Raw genomic sequence first — 19,178 nt, forward strand, 5'->3', positions numbered from 1 at the left:
AGAAACCTTATTAACTTTGCATCACAAAGTACTTTTTATCATAAGTATATGAACAAACAATTAGAAGACATAAAAGCAATACGCGAGATGATGGAAAGATCATCCAAATTCCTGTCATTAAGCGGGCTATCCGGTATTTCAGCCGGGATTATTGCTATTATTGGCGCGGCACTCGCCTATTTCCATATTTTGCAGGAACCTTCAACCGCCGGCTTCGAAACGACCCACGAAGCCATGTTCCGCGAAATAACATTACTGATAACGGATGCTTCCGCCGTCTTGCTCTTTTCTATTTGTTTCGGTATCTACTTTTCGTGGAGAAAGTCGGTTAAGAAAAACCTGATGCCCTCCAAGAGCCTGATAAAAAAGACACTTTACAACCTCGGTATTCCTTTGGTAGCCGGTGGTATCTTTGCCCTTATTTTCCTGTTGCGCGGCGACCTGCCGATGGCTATTACAATGACGCTGACTTTCTATGGCCTGGCGTTGATCAATGTATCCAAATACACCCTCGACGAAGTCCATTATCTTGGCCTGACGGAAGTCATACTGGGAATACTCGCGGCCCTGTTACCGGATTGGAGCCTCCTGCTCTGGACAATCGGGTTCGGAGTCTGCCACATCATTTACGGCACGGCCATGTATATTAAATATGATCTGAAAAAGGAATGAAAAACATAATATCCAAATTAAATAAAGCTTTTGAAAGCCGTATACGATTAGGTATTATGTCTATTCTTTCGGTGAACGAATCGGCTGACTTCAACACGATGAAGCAACTGATGGAACTGACCGACGGGAATCTGGCCAGCCACCTGAAAGCATTGGAGACTATCGGATATATCCAGTCCTCCAAGCAATTCATCGGGCGGAAACCCAATACACAATATATGATCACTAAAGAAGGACGGAAAAGCTTCAAAGAGCATCTGAACGCTTTAGAAGAACTTATCAAATAATTTTTTTACCTATTCACTTTGAAACACAAAGTACTTTTTAGACACAATAAACAGCTTAAGATTATGGAAACAACAATTAAAAAAGCAGGAAAAATCAACCAGTCTATCACATTCAAAGCGCTGGTTATCGGTTTTCTGACCATTATCCTACTTATTCCGGGCATAATGATCCAGGATTTGATACGGGAAAGACAAGACAGAAGTGTCGAAACAATCGAAAAGATCAATGCCAAATGGAGCAATGCCCAGACCATCTGCGGCCCGGTACTCACAATCCCCTACACCACCACTCATGTGGATGTCAACAACAAAACGGTCTTTCAGCAACATACGATAAGCATCACGCCTGAAAACCTGAATATCGACACACAACTATTCCCTGAGGAAAGATATTACGGGATCTATAAAACGATCCTCTACAAAAGTGAAATAGACCTGTCCGGAAACTTCGATAAGATCAATTACCAGAAGACCGACAACAGCACCATCCATTGGGATCAAGCCTACCTGACCATTGGGGTTTCCGACTTGAGAGGTATCACCGAAAATATCAGCTTTACGCTCGACAACAAACAGTATCCGGTAGAAGCCGCCGGTAATTACGACAGGTTGATGGGAAAGATATTGGTAGTCAGTCTAAATAATGCCGACACCCTTTTAACCGGCCAGCCATTAAACTTCAATTGCAAAATAAAACTGAACGGTAGTAGTAATATCAATTTCATACCTATAGGCAAAACCTCCAAAGTCCATGTTGCCGGCACTTGGAAATCCCCCGGCTTCATCGGAAACTTCAGCCCCGAACATACCATTACCGAAAACGGATTTGATGCAAGCTGGAGTGTCCTCCGCTTCAACCGCAGCATCCCTGAAACATGGATAGACAATCAGGTGGAGACTTTCGAAGATGCCTCTTTCGGTGTCAACCTGATCGACCCGGTAAACCATTACCAGCAAAATATGCGTTCGGCAAAATACGCATTCATGTTCATCGCACTGACATTCGTCGTCTTTTTCTTTGTCGAAATACTGACAAAAAAACGCATCCATCCCATCCAGTATTTGCTGGTCGGCATTGCCTTGATCCTGTTCTACAGCCTGCTTTTATCGATCTCCGAACAAATAAACTTCGGCATCGCGTACCTGATAGCCAGCATAGCGACTATCGGACTGATCACGGTTTATACACATAGCATCTTTAAGAATAAGGTGCAGACAGGCGGTTTGGCTGCCATGCTTTGTATGCTTTACATATTCCTTTATGTAGTGCTTCAGCTGGAAGATATCGCGTTGCTGATAGGAAGTGTGGGGTTGTTTATTATATTAGGCATTATCATGTTCTTCTCACGAAAAATTAATTGGTATAGACAAGAGGAAGAAACACCCAACGATTGATCAGAGATAAAAATAAATGCTCACATTATACCCGGATGGTACAACTAAAACACAATCGCTATTTTTGTATCATTCGGGTATAATATGCATATCGAAAAATCATTTAAACTTACGCCATAAACAAATCATATACAAATAGATTCTTGCGATCAAACTCGCTATAGAGGGAAATACGAAAAAAGTATTTATCATTAAATAAAAATCTATCCTTTTCCTCCACAGAAAAGCTTTTACTTCTTTTTTATTCCAATAATAATCATACAGAATAGTTTTAACCTCCATTTTCTTTTGGCTTATGCATTCCAGAAAAAAAGAAAAAAACATCAAATAGACTCTTTCCCTGATCGGTTGAGTGTAAGGATACACATCCAGAAGTGAAAACACAGATCTTATCATATAAAATTTAGATTTCCACATTATTTCTTCATTCCGGTTAGTCAGGGACCCCGTACGCTTTACATAATTATACAGGCAAGCATCGACCACCACCGGTTTCTTTACCTTCAACACAATCTGCATGGTAGTAAATAAGTCCTCTCCGTTAACCACAGGCTTGTAAATGATATCATCGCATAAAGACCGCCTTATCAACCGCGCCCATAACTCATATCCTCCGCGAAGCATACAGAGAAAAAAAGCCTCACCGGATAAACCTTTCATTCTGCTATTACGCCAAACTTCATGCCGCTCATTACCTAATACATCATAGTAATTAGCAACAACATAGTCTGCATCCTGTTTTATCGCCTCATCATATAATATTTCTATTGCATTCGGTTCTATATAATCATCTCCGTCCAGATGAAACACATATTCTCCGCAAGCCACTTCCAAACCTGATTTACGGGCATAAATCAACCCTTGATTTTCTTTTGTAATTACTTTTATACGATCATCTATTGCTGCATATGCAGCAATAATCTGAGATGATTCATCTCGCGATCCGTCATTCACAACAATAATCTCTATATCTTGAAACGTTTGATTGACACAGGATGATAAACATTTATCAAGAAAAGGTGCAACATTATACACCGGAATAATTATTGAAACTTTTATATCCATCTGTTCTATTAGTTATTTATTACACTTATCCGTTTAAGTTCAATGATTTTACTTTTTATCTGAAAAAAATACTGCATTTTATAGAGACTGAATAGTAGCCCAGCTCTGCCATCCAGCATTCCTAAACGGAAAAAATAAGCATACAGAAAATACAAAGGAGCCAAAAACCAACTATCCAGCAGGAAATACTTCACTTTCTGCCGGAACGTCAAAGGGGTTTCGGATTTTATCAATTGAAAAAAACGATGAACCTCCCAGGTCGAATAAGCATTATGTTTGGCTATATAATGCTCCAGTCCTTTATAATCGTTATGAATCAATGGAACAGGCAACACGCCTACTTTTCCGTCTATAACCGGATGTTCATGAATCTCCATATCCAGATGCGACCAGGCATGTTCGTCGATATGCTCGTATTCCCCCTTGTCTTTTCTAAACAAAGCCAACTTTCGCATCTTCACTCCATGCTTCAATTGCCTGCCCATAAAATGATCGTTATAATAAATCCAGAAGCCATTGTAATCCGTATGCTTTATAATCTTTCTGATACAAGCGATAAAGTCTTCCGTTACCGATTCGTCCGCATCCAAAAACAATACCCAGGTATTCTGTAATTCCACATTCCTCAATACCCAGTTCCGTTTTTTGGGGAATCGGCCATTCCATGTAAATTCGATCAAACGGCAACCATATTCCTCAGCTATTTGTGGCGTTTTATCCGTACTGTGCGAATCCACCACGATAACTTCAGAAAAATCTTTTAATAAAGACAAACAACGCGGAAGGTTCTTTTCTTCATTTTTCACCGGAATAATAACCGATACCGGAATTTTTTCCATACTATTTATTCTGATTTCAAAATACGTTTTTTTATCTCTCTTGCCGGATTTCCTCCTACAATAGTCCACGCTTCAATATCTTTTGTAACCACACTCCCTGCCCCCACTACAGCCCCTTCTCCTATATCCACACCAGGCAAAATCAATGCTTTTGCACCGATGAAAACATTTGCTCCGATATTTATTTCACCGATCATCAAGGGAAGTCTTAATGTTGATAAATCATGTGTTCCATTACACACATAAGAATATTGAGACAAAACCGAACGTTTTCCAAAACGAACCACCCCAAGATTATAAACTTCGGAATAAGGGCCCAAACAAGCACCTTCTTTCATTTCCAACAACCAAGGAATAAAAATACGGCAGGAAGAAAAGATGAACACTTTCTCTAAACGAGCTCCAAACAATCGAAGCAGAAACAACCGCCAAAAATTAAGTTTTTTGGGTGTCCAGCGAAAAAAGAGCAACCAGACTATATGCCAGAAACGAATACCCAACGCCTCTTTAACAGACCATGAAGATGTACTAATATCCTTTTGATATATAGCTTTCAACCATACTTTAGCCATGATTATTCAATAATATTTTAAATTCAGATAAATACTGATCGGCTATATGACTGTTCGAAAATCTACGGGAAGATCGAAAGGCTTCCACCCCTATCTCTTTACGCCAATCCGGATGCTCCATCAACTGCTCTATGATCGATGCCAACTCCTCCACAGCATTCGGACTCCGATGGTCAAAAACAAAACCATTGACTCCATCCTCTATAAAATCATTGAAACACTCCAATGCGGAAACGATAACCGGCCGTCCTATCCCCATAGCTTCCAGAGGAGACACACCAAACGTCTCGCCTTTCTCGGCAACAGACGGATAACAATAGATATCGCAAGAAGCTATTTTTTCAGCTAATAACGACGGATTTGATATAGGATCTGCCCACGTAATCCTTCCTTTTGCCATCTTTTCCAATTGCCGGACATATTGCTCTCCTCCACCTCCGGATGCAATATCCCTAGCACCGACAAACACCAGATTTATCCCGGGATACTTAACCCGTAAAGTTTCAACTGCCAGCACAAGTATATTCAATCCTTTTTCCGGGTGAATACGGCCATGATACATGATTATCAGATCATCAGTCGTTTCTTTTTTCCTATACGTATAAATGTTTGTATCTATCGGATTATTAATCGTTCTTATTTTATCCTTTTTATCCGGCAATTGCTTTTTCAACGCCCTTTCTACTGCTGTCGATACACAACAAAACATATCCGTCCAGCAATAATACCGGTATTGTCCTTTCGGGTAACGAGCCACGTTATAGACTGATACCGAATATTTATACCGAAACAACCGGCATAGCAATGGTGACCAGAAAGTATTCATGATCAATATATCAGTCTTTTTTACTTTACGTAAAGCATTGAATGAATATATAAAATCAAAAAACAAATCCTTTGCCAAATGTGCACCTCTACGATAACCGGGAATATAAATATGTTCGATATCCTCATTTCCCGTATCCGAGACCTGAAAACCGACCGGCTTTTTGGATATAATTTCAACGCCGTGCCCTTTTTTAATAAATTCAAGAGCAAGATCATACCAAAGTTTCTCTATCGCTCCGATTCCCTTGGGCGGTATATATCCAAAGGGTCCCATAATAATTACGATCTGCATAGTCGTTTATCTTATTCATACATCGTCAATATTCTTTCTGAAAAAAGACTCAGATGTTCAGCCAGTTTTTGTTGTCCATGCTCATTCAGATGAATATTATCCCGGTAATCATCAAAAGACATATATTTCAACCCCTCTATTACCGGTACGGTATCCCGTACACAAAATTCCAGAATTTCTTTGCCTTCCCTGTTATACGTTCCACGCTCCAATTCTGTTTTCTCCGGATGAAGCCATATAAAAAACGGAATACCGGCATGACGGAAACGAGAAGCCAAAGCCTCAAAACCGGTATTAAAAACCTTTCCATCCTTAGATATTTCAGATACACCCTTATCTGAATCAGGACACCCCAAATAGGAGAGCAAATAACGAGGTATCAAATAACGATCGAACAGTTCGATCCAGGCAGACAAATACTGCCGGCTGGAAAAACCCGGTAATACATCGATAACCGACTGATGATTTATATTATCATGCGCATCGTGCGAACTACAAACCAGAAATGCTACTTTACCGCTAAACATTCCATAACGCTTCAGGTAAGCCTCGCAATTATCCGGACCCCAACTACCGGCTGAAATATTCAGCACTTGTACATCTTTTCCCATAAATGTGGAAAGATCATTGCTTAAACGGGATGTAGCGAGACTATCCTGATCAGTCAATGCCCCTCCATTCAGCACGGAATCGCCTAATCCCAGCACAATAAAAGCTGAAGAATCGACCGGAGTATTCCGTTGTGAATACGCATTGTATACGATGTGTCTTTTAAAACGATAACGGTTCTGATCCGGCTGAGCTATATACTCAAAATCCGGATCGGACTGCATCAATACCGAATCACAGAATCCCCACTCCCGACGGAGGTACACCTCACCTGCCACCAGTAAAACCAACAGACTCCCACCCGCTATCAGCAGGTACTTTTTTACCATCCTTTTCATTTGATCATTTTTAATAAATTCATCTGATTTGTATACTCCATACCTACAAATTCCTGCGAATATCTTTCTGCCGCTTCCTTTCTCACAAGAATATCCTTTGCTGAAAGTGCATTCAGAAAAGTAAGAATCGAGTCCGATAATTCCGTAAAATCCGGTATCAACCAGATTGCTTCCGGAAACATACAGGCACCTTCCGACTCCTTATTGGCATTGTATAATACAGGTATTCCCCGGCAAATCGCACTGACCACTTTCGACGGTACGCAAACATGATTCCATGCCGGTAATAGAGAAGCCACACAGATGTCTACATATTGCATCTCTGCCGGAACAATATAATCCAGCAAGACCACCGTTTCAAATGCACTCACCTCCTTTAGTACCTGTTGCGCTTTTGCTCCATATAATCTAAGTAATATCAAATGTTTCTCGGGATCCAATTGCCTAATCAACTCCAACAAGAATACATCGTTATGGGCCTCGCCGATATTTCCCGCATAACAGAAAATGATCTTATCCCGATTGGCTTTCCGCCAAAGCGGTTCGGCTGCTTCTTCTTTCGGACATATCCCGCAAGGCAACACGATATGAGGAATATAGGATTGTTTATATTGTCGGCACAGATAACGATACTGCTGTTCGCCTAACGCGATCAGGAAATCCGGTACATGACGATAAACAAAAGAAGAGATTATCCGGTACGCAGGATGATTGCATGACACCAACCCCGCCGAAGCGAATGCTTCCGGATACAGATCCATCGTCCAGAACACCAGCTTGCTTCGGTAAAACGGACGGAATAAGACAGCCCAGGCATTGATCAAAGAAGGATCGGTCAATACGACTTTCAATTGATGCTGTGGTAACAACATGGAATAAACCACCAACCGAAAGCCATCTATCAAATTACCTATAAGACGAAGCCATTTATTTTTACCACTATAAAAATCAGGTAATTCGATGGTTTGATAGGGTAATTTCTCCTCACGTTGTGAAACCTGCCCTTTGTAAGAAGCATGAATGGAAAGTACGATCACATCGACTCCGTTTTCCCATAAATAATCAGCCAGTTTACGAACCGGACGTCCGGTTGCCGAAGGATGAAGTGCGCCGTATTTATTGATGATTACGACTCTTTTTCGCATGTCTATTGAATAATTTTATTCATCAATACCACGTGAATAATGTTGTTTTGACAATCTACCAAACTTCAACAACATCCGACAAGAAATCAGCCTACAACATCTTGATATACATCTATTAATAAAATTTTTACGAGTCACCTTCTCTTGCTGAATTTCACTTGGGATTGTTCCTCTTGTAGATTCATCTGCTGCGAAATACGGATAAATCCCCTCTACCTGTATTCCTTTTTCTCTCATAAAAGAAAAATCGTCTGCAACTATAAAAGAACAGTCCGACAGCAGACGTTTCGCAGCCTGACGATTGACCAAATAGCCACAAGTTCCGTATGCTCGATAAATTTTATAAAAAGTAAATTTACCCAACGTACGATATTTCTTCGGATAATATAGATCATGATACCCCAACGTAATGACATAAGGCTTATTATCCTTATATTCATTCAGTATATCGTTTAATATTGTTTCAACATATTCCGGATATATAAAACAAACATCGTCTTCCAGAACCAAAGCAAATTCTTCCTCCGATTCCAAAAGTTTCCTGTAACAGATCCTATGACTTAAGGTACAACCGATCTCTCCCCCTTTAGGAGTACGATAATAATGATTAACAAACTTTTTTAAATCGAAACAGGCCTTGATTTCTTCCTGTTTCAACTTTCTACCATCAACAGCTTCCACCAATTCGACATCCATAAAAGGATATTTTGCAGTTTCAGCCAGTATGGCTTTTCGACGATCAACCGAATCTTTCAGGTTGATTACATACGTTTTTATTTTCATATTCGATTCATTGATAACCATAATAACTTTTACCATATCCGTAGCCATAATATCCGTAACCATAGCCATATCCGGCATGTTTATAACGGACATCATTCAACAAGACTGACATACAAGGCAACTTACCGTTAGTATACAAAGCTTCAATATCCGGCAACCGCCGGCGATCCATCATTCCTTCCCGTATGACATAAATACACATATCGACACACCGGCTGATTATCTGAGCATCAGCCACCATTCCATAAGGAACTGTATCGATAATGATATATTCATAACGCTCTTTCAATAGCCCGATCAACTCGTCAAGCAACTGTCCTAACAACAACTCCGACGGGTTTGGAGGAAGAGGCCCGGAAGATATGACATCCAATCCTTCAAAACCTGTATAGGGACGGATCAACTCATCCGGGTTGTTTACTCTTCCCGATAAATAATGAGTCAGTCCCGGTAATACATTTCCCTCATCATCCTTTGACGACCTCTTACGAATATCCATTTCCAGCAAAACAGTTCGTTTTCCTGCCAAAACCAGAGAAGCCGCCAGATTGTGCGAAACAAATGATTTTCCGGAAGACGGATTAAAGGAAGTCAACATCAGTACCTGCGATTTTTTCTGTTCATTCAGTATAAAGTTCATATTGGTCCGTACAATACGGAACGCTTCCGATACCCCATCCCTCTTTTCCCTGCTTACCACCATCAGCTCTTTTTGACGTTTATGCGGTATTTCTCCCAGGAAAGGAATAGTCAGATTATCTTCAATATCTTTCCGTCCGCGCACAGTTACATCCAGCATCGGTCCCAGATAGAAGAATAATCCCGGTATAAACAAACCGGCAAGCAATGCTCCAAATAAAATCACCCAGGAAGCGGTACCTGCCATACCTGCTCCGTAAGCGGAATCGACTATATGAAGATTACTTTCAGCTGTAGCCGATGACAAAGCATTCTCCTCCCGCTTATTCAACAGGTAAAGGAATAACTCCTCCTTGATTTTCTGCTGCCGTTCTATCGAAAGCACATATCGCTGTTGCGTCGGTATATTACTGATCCTGCCGATTTCCAGCAATCGCATCCTTCCGGCATAATCCAGTTTCATATCGATCTCTCTTTTGGCATTTTTCAGGCTCTGGCTGATTACCCTACGCAGGGAGGCTATTTCATTCGTCAGCGACTTAACCACAGGACTCTCGTCTCCACCACTTTCCCGCAATTTCTCCCGTTCCAGTATGGCAGAGTTATATTTACTGAACAATTCTTCCTGCCCTGCACTCAGTATGCCTGTATTAGCTGGCAAAAGAGACTCATTCTTCAAAGGATCATGCAAATACTGCTGAATCAGGTCAATCAGATCTTTTTGTCCGGTCAGATCGATCACATCCCGATCATACCGGCTTCGGTTTTCCAGAGCGACCTTTGCTTCTATACCCAAATCTGCCGATCGGTTTTGTTTCCGGTAATCCTCGATATCACTCTCTACATTTCCCAACTCTTCATTGATCAGTTTTAACCGTTCGTCTATAAAGACCGCTGTGCTTTGCATGATCTGATTTTTATCCTTCATCGACTCATCTACATATACACGAACCAACGTGTTCAGAATATCGTCCGCTCTATCCGGATCTGTGTCCTGATAAGTCAGAGTCAATAAATTAGCCTCTTTAATGGAACGTTCCACATTCAGTTTGCCCAGTAGGGAAGAAACAAGCGATTTATGTTCATGACAGGTAATAAACACCGGCATATTTAACCAATCCTTATTGAAAGAAGAACTCCGGTTCACAACTATCTTTCCGATCGGTGTGATTACTTCCGCACCGAAATTATATTCCATCACACCATCCGGATCATCAGCCAGACCTTGTATTTTGTAACGACTTTCCGACAGTGGAATGATCGAAAAAAAAGCAGGCTCACTGAATGTGGAATCCGGAAAAGAAATTCGGACCGGCATATCCGTATACATCTCTCTTTTTTTAAATCCGTCATCTGCCGCATACTCTATTTCCAGTCCTAATCGCCAGATCACTTCACCCATCAACAAACGAGACTTAAAAATCAGAGCTTCTCCATCGATATTATTATTATTACTATCGTCAAACATCTGCTTTTCATTAAATGCCTCCTCCGTTTTCACTTTGTTTTTTAGCTGCACGATCGCTTCCCGTTTATAGACCACCGGAACAATCCTTGTATAAACATAAGCGCCTCCCACACAAAGAAAAACGGACAAAACAAACCAATGCCATTTCGTCAGCAACACATCCAAAATCGTACGGAGATTAAATTCATCCATCAACTTGAAGCTGTCTGTATAAGGATTCTGTTCTTTCATCTTCTTTTATTTAAATATCAAAATACTCATAGTGGTAAGGAAAGATATAAGCGATATCCAGGTTCCCACATTCGTAAACTGGTTCTGCACACTCGTTTCCGCCCGGACCCGGTTCGGTTCCACATACACCATATCATTCTGTTTCAGATAATAATCGGGAGACTGGAAAACGTCTCTCGAACGCAAATCATGATACAAAATCGTACGTACCCCATTCGTTTCCCGGACAACTGCCACCCGGTTACGACGTCCGTGAATCGTTAAATCGCCCGCCAGGCTCAATGCTTCAAACAAGGTAATACGTTCGGTATTTATGTTAAAAGTTCCCGGTTTACTCACTTCGCCAAGTATCGAGATACGAAAGTTCAGAAAACGAACCGTAACGACCGGATTTTTTATATACCCTTCTTTCTCCAGCCTGCCCTGAATCAGGTTGATTAACTGACGACGGTCCAAACCGACTACTTTTATTTCTCCCAGTAAGGGGAAATTAATCGTCCCATCTGCTTCTACCAGATACCCGGCACTACTTCCCCCACCCATATTCCCATTACCATCGTATTGGCTACCATACCGCAAGAATGGACGCAGTAACTCTTGATCCGGGCAACTCACATTTATATCCAGCAAATCATCTTTCTGTATCTTCAGAGTGACCGTATCGATCACAGTCGTTTTATTCAGTAGATCCTCCCCCTGCAAATAGGCAATATCCTTTACCGATCCGCAAGAAGTTAACAGACAAACTACGATATAACCCCAAAACAGCCCCCAGTCTTTTCCCATATTAAATTATTTTTCATTTATTTTTTCAATCAATCCTTTTCCCGGTTTGAATTTCACACTCACACGCTTCGGTATCTTACACTCCTGACCGCTTCTGGGATTACGCCCTATACGTTCTGTCTGTTGCCAGGGCATATAATGCCCGAAATTCTGTATGAGAACGGACTCGTCATGCGTTATCGACTCACATATCACATCGCTCATAGTGTCTATAAAACACAGGGCTTGCGTAACAGTCGTAGACATACGGCTTGCCACTTCCTTAGCTAATTTAATCTTGTTCATAAGTATATTATTATTTGTTTAGTCATATACAAATTCAGGTTTATCCCCCCGATCGGCTACCCAGGCATACAACTCCTTCATCTGTCGGGAAACGACATCGACCGAATATTTATCCAGCACCAACCGACGGCCACGTTTCCCCATTGCCTGTAATTCATCTTCATTAAGCGACAAAACATCCTGTACTGCTTCGGTCAGCGTATCGACATCATTATTCACCCAACGGCCGCACCGGTAAGTATCCAAGTCCTGCCACGGGGAACCAGTCGAAGCGATAACCGGAACTTCCTGCAGCAGTGCTTCAGGTGTAATAATACCGCAATTTTCAAAATCGCTGGGAACCACAAGGCAAGTCAAGGAAGCGAGCAGGCGGCTCTTCTTCTCTCCTATGACAAAACCCTCGAACTTCACCCTTCGCAACTTCAGCCGTTCCGTTTCATTTCTGAGAAACTGCATATACGCAGGATCTCCGTTGCCCATCACCAGCAGTTCGCCCGGTTCTCCCAGACGATGCCAAATTTCCAACAACCGTTCCACCCGTTTACGGGGATGCACGCGCCCCAGGTAACCGATGCGTTTTATATCTCTCGAATACAACGGCTCCGCCTGATCGTCGCACTCCATCGGATAAGGTAATACGGCTACCGGATTGGTAAACCCTAATGCACGGTAATGTTCCATCTCTTCCCGGCAGGTAGCATGGATACAGGCAGCTTGTTGCAACTGCCGGCGCTGAAATAAATTCAAAGCCATCTTTTTTATCCGGGAAGATTGTGCCAGCGCCTCCGGATACAGCGTTCCGTGAAGAGTAACCAGGTAAGGACATCCCTGCTTCCGGGCATACCGGGCCGTAGTATATCCCGAATACAACCATATACCCTGAATATGATAGATATCGACATTTTTTATCTTTGCAAGTTCCTGCGGGATCGCCTTCGAATATCCCCAACGCTTATCATGAAAACCAAGACGGGGCAGATAACGGATGGAGGGATCGTCCGATACTGCCTCTTCACCCGGAGCCGGTTGGTTTGTTACTATCTCTACATCCATTCCAAGCGATCTCATCCCTTGCATCGTCAATAATGCGGTACGTGTAGGTCCACCATGAGACGTACTCATGGAATTAATGACATGAATAATTTTCATTTTAGTATTTATTTTTTGATTGTGATCTTTGGGGTCGCATACCTCAGGAATAATTCCATATCTTCCGGATACAGCTTTTCAATCATCGCATGCATGTAATTAGGTATGACATAATCTTTTGCAATAGACAAACGGCTTTGATATTCTGATAATCCGAATATATCCAATAACTTTATCCAGTCGCTCTCCGACTCATAATAGAAAACTTCTACCTCTTTACCCCAAAAATAACTTTGAGGGTTCAACCAGGGAATACTTTTATTTCGAATGAATAAATCTTGTTTTGAACGTTTTAAAGAAAAAATCCTTTTACAACAATTCTCTGCAGAAACCGTAAAGAGTTTCTGCAGAGAATAAGGGTATGTTCCGGAACATACCCTTCGAAACAAGGCAGTTTTTCCTTTTAATCTCAATCCTTCTTTTGTAACAAATACATAATAAATTTTAATGAAGCCAATTTTTTTAATACCGATTAACCGACTCTTTACCTCCTTAATTGCAGAATAAAAACGATGATACGGATTACGTACCATCACAACGATCCGATACTCTCTCCAATCAGGAATAAAACGAGATAAATCATTATAAGTAATATGGCCTAAATCCGTATTATACTCCGGTGTAAAAGATCCCCACCATTTTGTTCCCTCTGTTTCTCCATACTTTTCAATATAAATATCTCTGAGAAAAGTTCCGCCACATTTCGGATTATGTAAGAATATCACCTTACGTTCTTTGTCTACAATCATTTTTGTATTACTTAAAAGTTATTATTCATTGTTTAAGTCAATAGCCAGTCCGCTTTCAACACCGGAGAATGCGCCAATAAAGTCGTCACTTTTCCCAACCGTTTATGCAAAGGAATCATACGGGCAAACAGATCTGCACGCTCTGTTGCAGTCAAAGCCAGTTGCAAGTCAGACAACAGTTGTTTGATCTGTTTCAATAAATCGGTTTCATATATTTCCAAACGACTAAAACGGGTTGCTTTTCTGATATATCCGGTAAATTCCGTATCTCCCATCTTGCGAAGCTGTGAATCAGGATCCTGTTCCGGTTCGAGGATGATCCGGCCGACAGAAAAACCTTTTGCTGATAATAGCCGGGCGGATCTGAACCCATTTGTTTGTCCAGCTTCATCACCATCCAGCATGACGATGGCACACCGTGTATATCGACTGAGTTGTGCGACATGATCTTCGGTCAGTGCCGTACCACATAATGCTACCGTGTTTTGAAATCCGGCTGCGTGCATGGCTAATACATCCTTATAACCTTCAGTGATATAGACGAATTTGTGCTTACGTATTTCGTCCTGAGCCTGATACAAACCATACAATATCTCACTTTTATGATAGACCGGACTGGTCGATGAGTTGATATATTTACGAATACCCGTCCCTTCGGTTTCTCCCCGATAACGCCCGGCAAAAGCAACCAACTCACCCCGTTCGTTACGGATCGGGAAGATCAGGCGGTTACAGAATGCATCATAGTCGGGTGGTAAAAAATAAGAGGCGATACCCACCTCGAACCTACTGTATGTCTCCCACAAGATTTCTTCTTCCGGGACATATTCTTCCAGCAGATCCAGTACCATCCGGTGGTTACGGAGCAGATTGTCTATATAAAGCTGACTGACCGGTTCTATCGGTACCGGTTGTTGTTTCGATCGTACCGGAGGGTATTTCACCGGCTGGTAATCGTTTTCCGTATCCGGTAAACCATACCAGGCTGCCAGCTTATGCAATGCCGTACGGAAGTCGCAGCCTTCCATTCGCTGTACGAATTTGAACAGATCGCCTCCTTCGCCACAGGCAAAGCATTTGTAATATTGTTCCTTCGCATTCACATAGAGCGACGGATGCCGGTCGGAATGGAACGGACAAAGCCCCACCAGGGTCTTTGCTGAGCTTCCTCCGCGTTTCAGAGGAAGGTAGCGTTCCACTACCTCCTCCAAACGGGCTACTTGTTTTATTCGATCTTTCAGATTCATGATTAACAGCTGTGAGTTCTTATTCGCGTCATCTGCGTCTAAATCACTTTCGGATCATAATCCGTCAAACAGGTCATAGCGGGATTGTAGCGAAATTTAGCAGTACCAGTCGCTCCGTTACGATTCTTGGCAACCAGTAGCAAACCGACTCCGCGCAAGTCTTCCTTTGTTTTCGGATCATAATAAATATTGTATTTCTCGGCACGGTAGACAAAAACCACCACATCGGCTATCTGTTCGATCGCTCCCGAGTTACGCAAATCGCTCAATACAGGCAGGTGCGGAGCCGGACGGCGTTCGCTTTCACGGTTCATCTGTGCCAGCAACACGACAGGGATCTCCATCTCTTCCGCCATCAGCTTGATTTTGCGGGCTACATTCCCCATAGCCAGGTCGGTCGTTTCCTGCAGGTTACTCTTCGACACGACGATATTGATAAGATTCAGGTAATCGATAAACAAAACAGCCAATTTCCCCTGCTTATGCAACGCCTGTGCCTTGGCACGCATCTCCTCGATCGTATCCGAACCGCAATATTCGAGGATGATCGGAAGCTGTTCCAACTCCTGTTGCGCTTTCTCCAGGCGTTCGCGCTCCGACCGGGTAGTTCCTTTGAAACGCAGACGGTCGGTATCGATCCCGCTCAGCATCGAAAGCAGACGCATCACCAACTGTTCCTTGCTCATTTCCACACTGAAAAAAGCAACCGCTTTTCCTTGCCGGGCTGCCGACAAAGCCATCCACAGCGCAACAGCCGATTTACCCATCGAAGGACGGGCAGGGATCACCACCAGTTCGCCTTTGTACAGGCCGCCGGTCAACCGGTCAAGTTCGCCGAAACCGGTACGGATATGCATGTCCGTTCCGGTCTCACGCTCTGCCTGTTCCCGGTATGAATGGGTCAACACACGGGTAGCCACCTTGGCTGCCTCTTCCAAGGTCGAGACATGCATCTGCTCGCTGCGCAACGAATCGACCACATGATCCAGCCCGTTCAACAGTTCCGTCACATCCGCCGACGGCCGGGCCACTTCCGTTTCTTTCTTCTTCAATTCCTCCTGCATTCGGCGCAGTATATAATTATCGACCAGTTCGTCCGCATGATAACGGATATGGTGATCGCTGCGCACGTCGAGCAACATATCCGAAAGGAAAGACAACCCGTTCAACCGTTCGTACTGCGACAGATCCAACCGTATCATTTCCTGTTCGACCGTCAGCATATCCACCCCTTTGCCGGCATCCACCAACGACAGGATCGAAGTATAAACAAACCGGAGTCCGGGATGGTAGAACATTTCAGGACGTAAACGGCCCATTACGTCGAAGATGGCATCCGGACTACTCAGCAAACCGGCAATCACTGCTTTTTCGATATCCTGACAGACATGTACCTGCCCGGGATTGTTGTTTGTATTCGCATTCATCAGTTCACCGCTCCTTTCTGCCCGTTTTGATGAGTATAAAAATTATTGATCGCATCAAAGAAGCCATCGCCTCCTTCCGTTCCGGCAGGAGGAAGATCCGTCGGATTGTTTGCCGTATCTCTCTTAATCACGACTTGCTGTTCGTAGTTCATCAGGACGATCAGCTTATAGCTATCCAGATCTTTTACCTGCAAAAACAGATTTTTCTCCAATCGCTCCAGGCATCGCTTAACCGATTTACGGCACAAACCGGTCAAACCGGCAATTTCCGTAAACGAAGTCACCCATTCTCCCGGACGGCACACATACGAGAAGTCATTCAGACAAACCACTCCTTCACTGAAATACGCAAAAGTTTGTACACACAGCCACACGGCTGCCAGACGGCTTTGTTCGCCGTCGCCGCTGAAAAAAGCTTTCAGCACATTTCTTCCTACCTTCAGATAACCGCATTTACGGTAACCCGGTGTCATGCTTTCCTTACATTTCCTCATAATTCTACCCTTTTTGTTTAATATTTGAAATGTCCCGGCAAAAGTCCCGGCAAAGGCACATCTGAAAGTTTTTGATTTTCATAATCATCAAACCGCTTACGATCCGTAACGATTACACCCCTTGTTACAGCTCTCTTTAATATAGAAGAAATATTATTTATAATAAATACAAAGGGGACCATCAAAAAATTTTAAAGACCAGCCGGTTAACTATCCGATTACAAGCAAAGGTACATTCCATATACCGGCTGCGGTTTTTATAAAAATACAAGGAAAGCAGAATAAAGCATCCTCATTCCAAGCGTGTTAACTAATTATTACTTGAAATCATTCTTCTTATAATCGGTAAAAAAACTTAAAACAGACTCATATTCCAGCAAGTTGTCATACAAACCCTGCAATATGCTGGAATATTTGAGATCCGGATCGAATACAGAATCGATCGCTACCGCCAGTTCTTTTGCCTGGCAATCGAACCGCCCCGTCTTTAACAGGGCTGTCATGACAGCCATAAATAACCGGGAGTCGTTTACTTTCACCTTCTTTACCTCCAGCACATCCGGCCGGTACCCGAAATATTCGAGTATCGTAGGTCGATACACTTCAAAGAAACGTTTTGAAAACTTTTGCCATGTCTTTTTCTCTTTCACCAGATGGGTAGTACGCAGGAAAACGGCGCATTCGACAATCTTCCCGACCGGGTCGGATTGTTTTTGAATATTAATTCTAAAGGCAGGAAAAGACAGCTGATCCCCTCCTCCCGACATTTGATAAAAAATTTTTGCATAAACAGATCATTTATGCCCGGAAGAGAATGCTTTACCTGCTAAAAATGTATGTACTTTTGACTTTAAAATAAGGTACTTTTGAATTCAAAAGTCTAGTCTTAACATTTCAAAACATACCTATTTCATTTACGGATTATTTTCTTTGCAAACTTTTTTAAATAACTCCATATTTTTTTTTCTATAATCAATTCTTTAATCATATTTTGTACATATCCATATTCTGTCCGTCTGTAAGCTTCACATAAAGATTGATCGAATATATTTCGGAAAAAGACCAGTTGCTTTTCTCTTTCGCCATTATAATAATCCATGAAACTATTTCCATATGGCCAGAAAGGAGTAGTTATTTTTTTCAGGTAGGCGGCATCATCGTTGTCCAAGCGGATTATTTCTTCCACCATCTCTTCTATAGTCGAAAAATCCATTAGATTGACAAACGAGTTCGAACGAATGTTCGAACTGATACTGGGGCTCCCCCAGTATATCGGCAATGACTGTGCCTTAAACGGATCAAAAATCTTCTCCGTCACATAACCCGGTTGAGTTGAATTTTCGATCGCCAAAGTAAATTTATATTCTTTCAGGAACAAATATTTATCCTTTACCTTTTCTCCCATATTATTCAGGAAAGTCCCTCCCGCATCGACCCGTTTATATTTTGACAGGGCATTGAATATCTTTTCACGAAAAGGATCTGCATTCCTATTATTCGAATAAACAAAATTGCAGAATTTACGATTGAGTAATTCCTCCATATTCAAATCCGGAGAATAATTATTCTGGCAGCCGAATAACCGATTCGTAAACGTACGGTCGCCACACTGAATTTCAGATAAGCTTACAGCATAATCGCAGAGGTTCAAATCAGGGATCAGATTCTCACCACAATAAAATATCTTTATACAACGATTATATCGTAAATGTTCATATCCGAAACAAGAATAAAAAAGGTAATCCGGATTTTCTTTGTCGATTATTATATCGTATTCAGATAATAAAAAATTCAAATGGTATTTGTAATCAAATCCCGGCCAAAAGTCAATAAAATAACAACGAATCTTTTTCTTCATTATATTTCAAAATAATAGAG

At 42.0% G+C, this 19,178-nt stretch carries 20 protein-coding genes; 3 read left to right on the forward strand and 17 right to left on the reverse strand.

What is annotated here, in order from left to right:
* The first annotated feature begins 48 nt into the window (after positions 1 to 48).
* From HMPREF1212_RS14545 to creD, 3 genes are all read left to right on the forward strand, one after another.
* Positions 49 to 672 carry a hypothetical protein gene (locus tag HMPREF1212_RS14545; RefSeq protein ID WP_232430105.1) on the forward strand — a complete coding sequence of 208 codons (624 nt, stop codon included), beginning with the start codon at positions 49 to 51 and terminating at the stop codon, positions 670 to 672.
* Entirely contained in the window at positions 669 to 959 is a 291-nt protein-coding gene (locus HMPREF1212_RS14550) for a winged helix-turn-helix domain-containing protein (protein WP_046149849.1), read from the forward strand. The genes HMPREF1212_RS14545 and HMPREF1212_RS14550 overlap by 4 nt, the downstream gene beginning before the upstream one ends.
* A 63-nt stretch (positions 960 to 1,022) precedes the next feature.
* Entirely contained in the window at positions 1,023 to 2,354 is a 1,332-nt protein-coding gene (creD, locus tag HMPREF1212_RS14555) for a cell envelope integrity protein CreD (protein ID WP_046149850.1), read from the forward strand.
* Between the two features lie 99 nt (positions 2,355 to 2,453).
* On the opposite strand, the gene HMPREF1212_RS14560 is transcribed toward creD, so the two are convergent.
* The 17 genes from HMPREF1212_RS14560 to HMPREF1212_RS14640 all read right to left on the reverse strand — a co-directional run bounded on the left by HMPREF1212_RS14560 (position 2,454) and on the right by HMPREF1212_RS14640 (position 19,158).
* Positions 2,454 to 3,419 carry a glycosyltransferase family 2 protein gene (locus tag HMPREF1212_RS14560; RefSeq protein ID WP_046149851.1) on the reverse strand — a complete coding sequence of 322 codons (966 nt, stop codon included), beginning with the start codon at positions 3,417 to 3,419 and terminating at the stop codon, positions 2,454 to 2,456.
* An 8-nt stretch (positions 3,420 to 3,427) separates the two neighbouring features.
* A complete protein-coding gene (locus HMPREF1212_RS14565; protein WP_046149852.1) occupies positions 3,428 to 4,258 on the reverse strand; it encodes a glycosyltransferase family 2 protein in 831 nt (276 codons plus the stop codon).
* Positions 4,259 to 4,263: 5 nt separating this feature from the next.
* Positions 4,264 to 4,830, reverse strand: coding sequence for a DapH/DapD/GlmU-related protein (locus HMPREF1212_RS14570; RefSeq protein WP_052725007.1), 567 nt, complete (start codon positions 4,828 to 4,830; stop codon positions 4,264 to 4,266).
* Positions 4,823 to 5,950, reverse strand: coding sequence for a glycosyltransferase family 4 protein (locus tag HMPREF1212_RS14575; protein ID WP_046149854.1), 1,128 nt, complete (start codon positions 5,948 to 5,950; stop codon positions 4,823 to 4,825). Before HMPREF1212_RS14575 ends, HMPREF1212_RS14570 begins: the two co-directional genes overlap by 8 nt.
* An 11-nt stretch (positions 5,951 to 5,961) precedes the next feature.
* On the reverse strand, positions 5,962 to 6,897 hold the full coding sequence (locus tag HMPREF1212_RS14580) for a hypothetical protein (protein WP_046149855.1): 936 nt from the start codon (positions 6,895 to 6,897) through the stop codon (positions 5,962 to 5,964).
* The gene (locus HMPREF1212_RS14585; protein ID WP_046149856.1) at positions 6,894 to 8,042 is read right to left on the reverse strand and encodes a glycosyltransferase family protein; all 1,149 of its coding nucleotides are present in this window, start codon (positions 8,040 to 8,042) and stop codon (positions 6,894 to 6,896) included. The genes HMPREF1212_RS14580 and HMPREF1212_RS14585 overlap by 4 nt, the downstream gene beginning before the upstream one ends.
* Before the next feature lie 15 nt (positions 8,043 to 8,057).
* Positions 8,058 to 8,894, reverse strand: coding sequence for a glycosyltransferase family 25 protein (locus tag HMPREF1212_RS14590; protein WP_052349839.1), 837 nt, complete (start codon positions 8,892 to 8,894; stop codon positions 8,058 to 8,060).
* Positions 8,833 to 11,163 carry a GumC family protein gene (locus HMPREF1212_RS14595; RefSeq protein WP_046149857.1) on the reverse strand — a complete coding sequence of 777 codons (2,331 nt, stop codon included), beginning with the start codon at positions 11,161 to 11,163 and terminating at the stop codon, positions 8,833 to 8,835. The genes HMPREF1212_RS14590 and HMPREF1212_RS14595 overlap by 62 nt, the downstream gene beginning before the upstream one ends.
* Before the next feature lie 6 nt (positions 11,164 to 11,169).
* Entirely contained in the window at positions 11,170 to 11,949 is a 780-nt protein-coding gene (locus HMPREF1212_RS14600; protein ID WP_044192269.1) for a polysaccharide biosynthesis/export family protein, read from the reverse strand.
* Between the two features lie 6 nt (positions 11,950 to 11,955).
* Positions 11,956 to 12,234 (reverse strand): HU family DNA-binding protein, encoded by a 279-nt coding sequence (locus HMPREF1212_RS14605; protein WP_028727966.1) that lies wholly within the window; start codon positions 12,232 to 12,234, stop codon positions 11,956 to 11,958.
* A gap of 18 nt (positions 12,235 to 12,252) precedes the next feature.
* Positions 12,253 to 13,383, reverse strand: a complete 1,131-nt coding sequence (locus HMPREF1212_RS14610; RefSeq protein ID WP_028727965.1) for a glycosyltransferase — start codon at positions 13,381 to 13,383, stop codon at positions 12,253 to 12,255.
* A gap of 8 nt (positions 13,384 to 13,391) precedes the next feature.
* On the reverse strand, positions 13,392 to 14,132 hold the full coding sequence (locus HMPREF1212_RS14615; protein WP_046149858.1) for a sulfotransferase family 2 domain-containing protein: 741 nt from the start codon (positions 14,130 to 14,132) through the stop codon (positions 13,392 to 13,394).
* Positions 14,133 to 14,164: 32 nt separating this feature from the next.
* The gene (locus HMPREF1212_RS14620; protein ID WP_046149859.1) at positions 14,165 to 15,379 is read right to left on the reverse strand and encodes a DNA primase; all 1,215 of its coding nucleotides are present in this window, start codon (positions 15,377 to 15,379) and stop codon (positions 14,165 to 14,167) included.
* A 38-nt stretch (positions 15,380 to 15,417) separates the two neighbouring features.
* Positions 15,418 to 16,806 carry a replicative DNA helicase gene (locus tag HMPREF1212_RS14625; RefSeq protein ID WP_046149860.1) on the reverse strand — a complete coding sequence of 463 codons (1,389 nt, stop codon included), beginning with the start codon at positions 16,804 to 16,806 and terminating at the stop codon, positions 15,418 to 15,420.
* Positions 16,806 to 17,300 (reverse strand): hypothetical protein, encoded by a 495-nt coding sequence (locus tag HMPREF1212_RS14630; protein ID WP_028727962.1) that lies wholly within the window; start codon positions 17,298 to 17,300, stop codon positions 16,806 to 16,808. Before HMPREF1212_RS14630 ends, HMPREF1212_RS14625 begins: the two co-directional genes overlap by 1 nt.
* 317 nt (positions 17,301 to 17,617) lie before the next feature.
* Positions 17,618 to 18,067, reverse strand: a complete 450-nt coding sequence (locus HMPREF1212_RS14635; protein WP_046149861.1) for a hypothetical protein — start codon at positions 18,065 to 18,067, stop codon at positions 17,618 to 17,620.
* Positions 18,068 to 18,210: 143 nt separating this feature from the next.
* The gene (locus HMPREF1212_RS14640) at positions 18,211 to 19,158 is read right to left on the reverse strand and encodes a glycosyltransferase family 10 domain-containing protein (protein WP_046149862.1); all 948 of its coding nucleotides are present in this window, start codon (positions 19,156 to 19,158) and stop codon (positions 18,211 to 18,213) included.
* Between the last annotated feature and the right edge of the window lie 20 nt (positions 19,159 to 19,178).

Origin of the sequence: Parabacteroides sp. HGS0025, from assembly GCF_000969845.1 — a bacterium.
Lineage (GTDB): Bacteria > Bacteroidota > Bacteroidia > Bacteroidales > Tannerellaceae > Parabacteroides > Parabacteroides gordonii.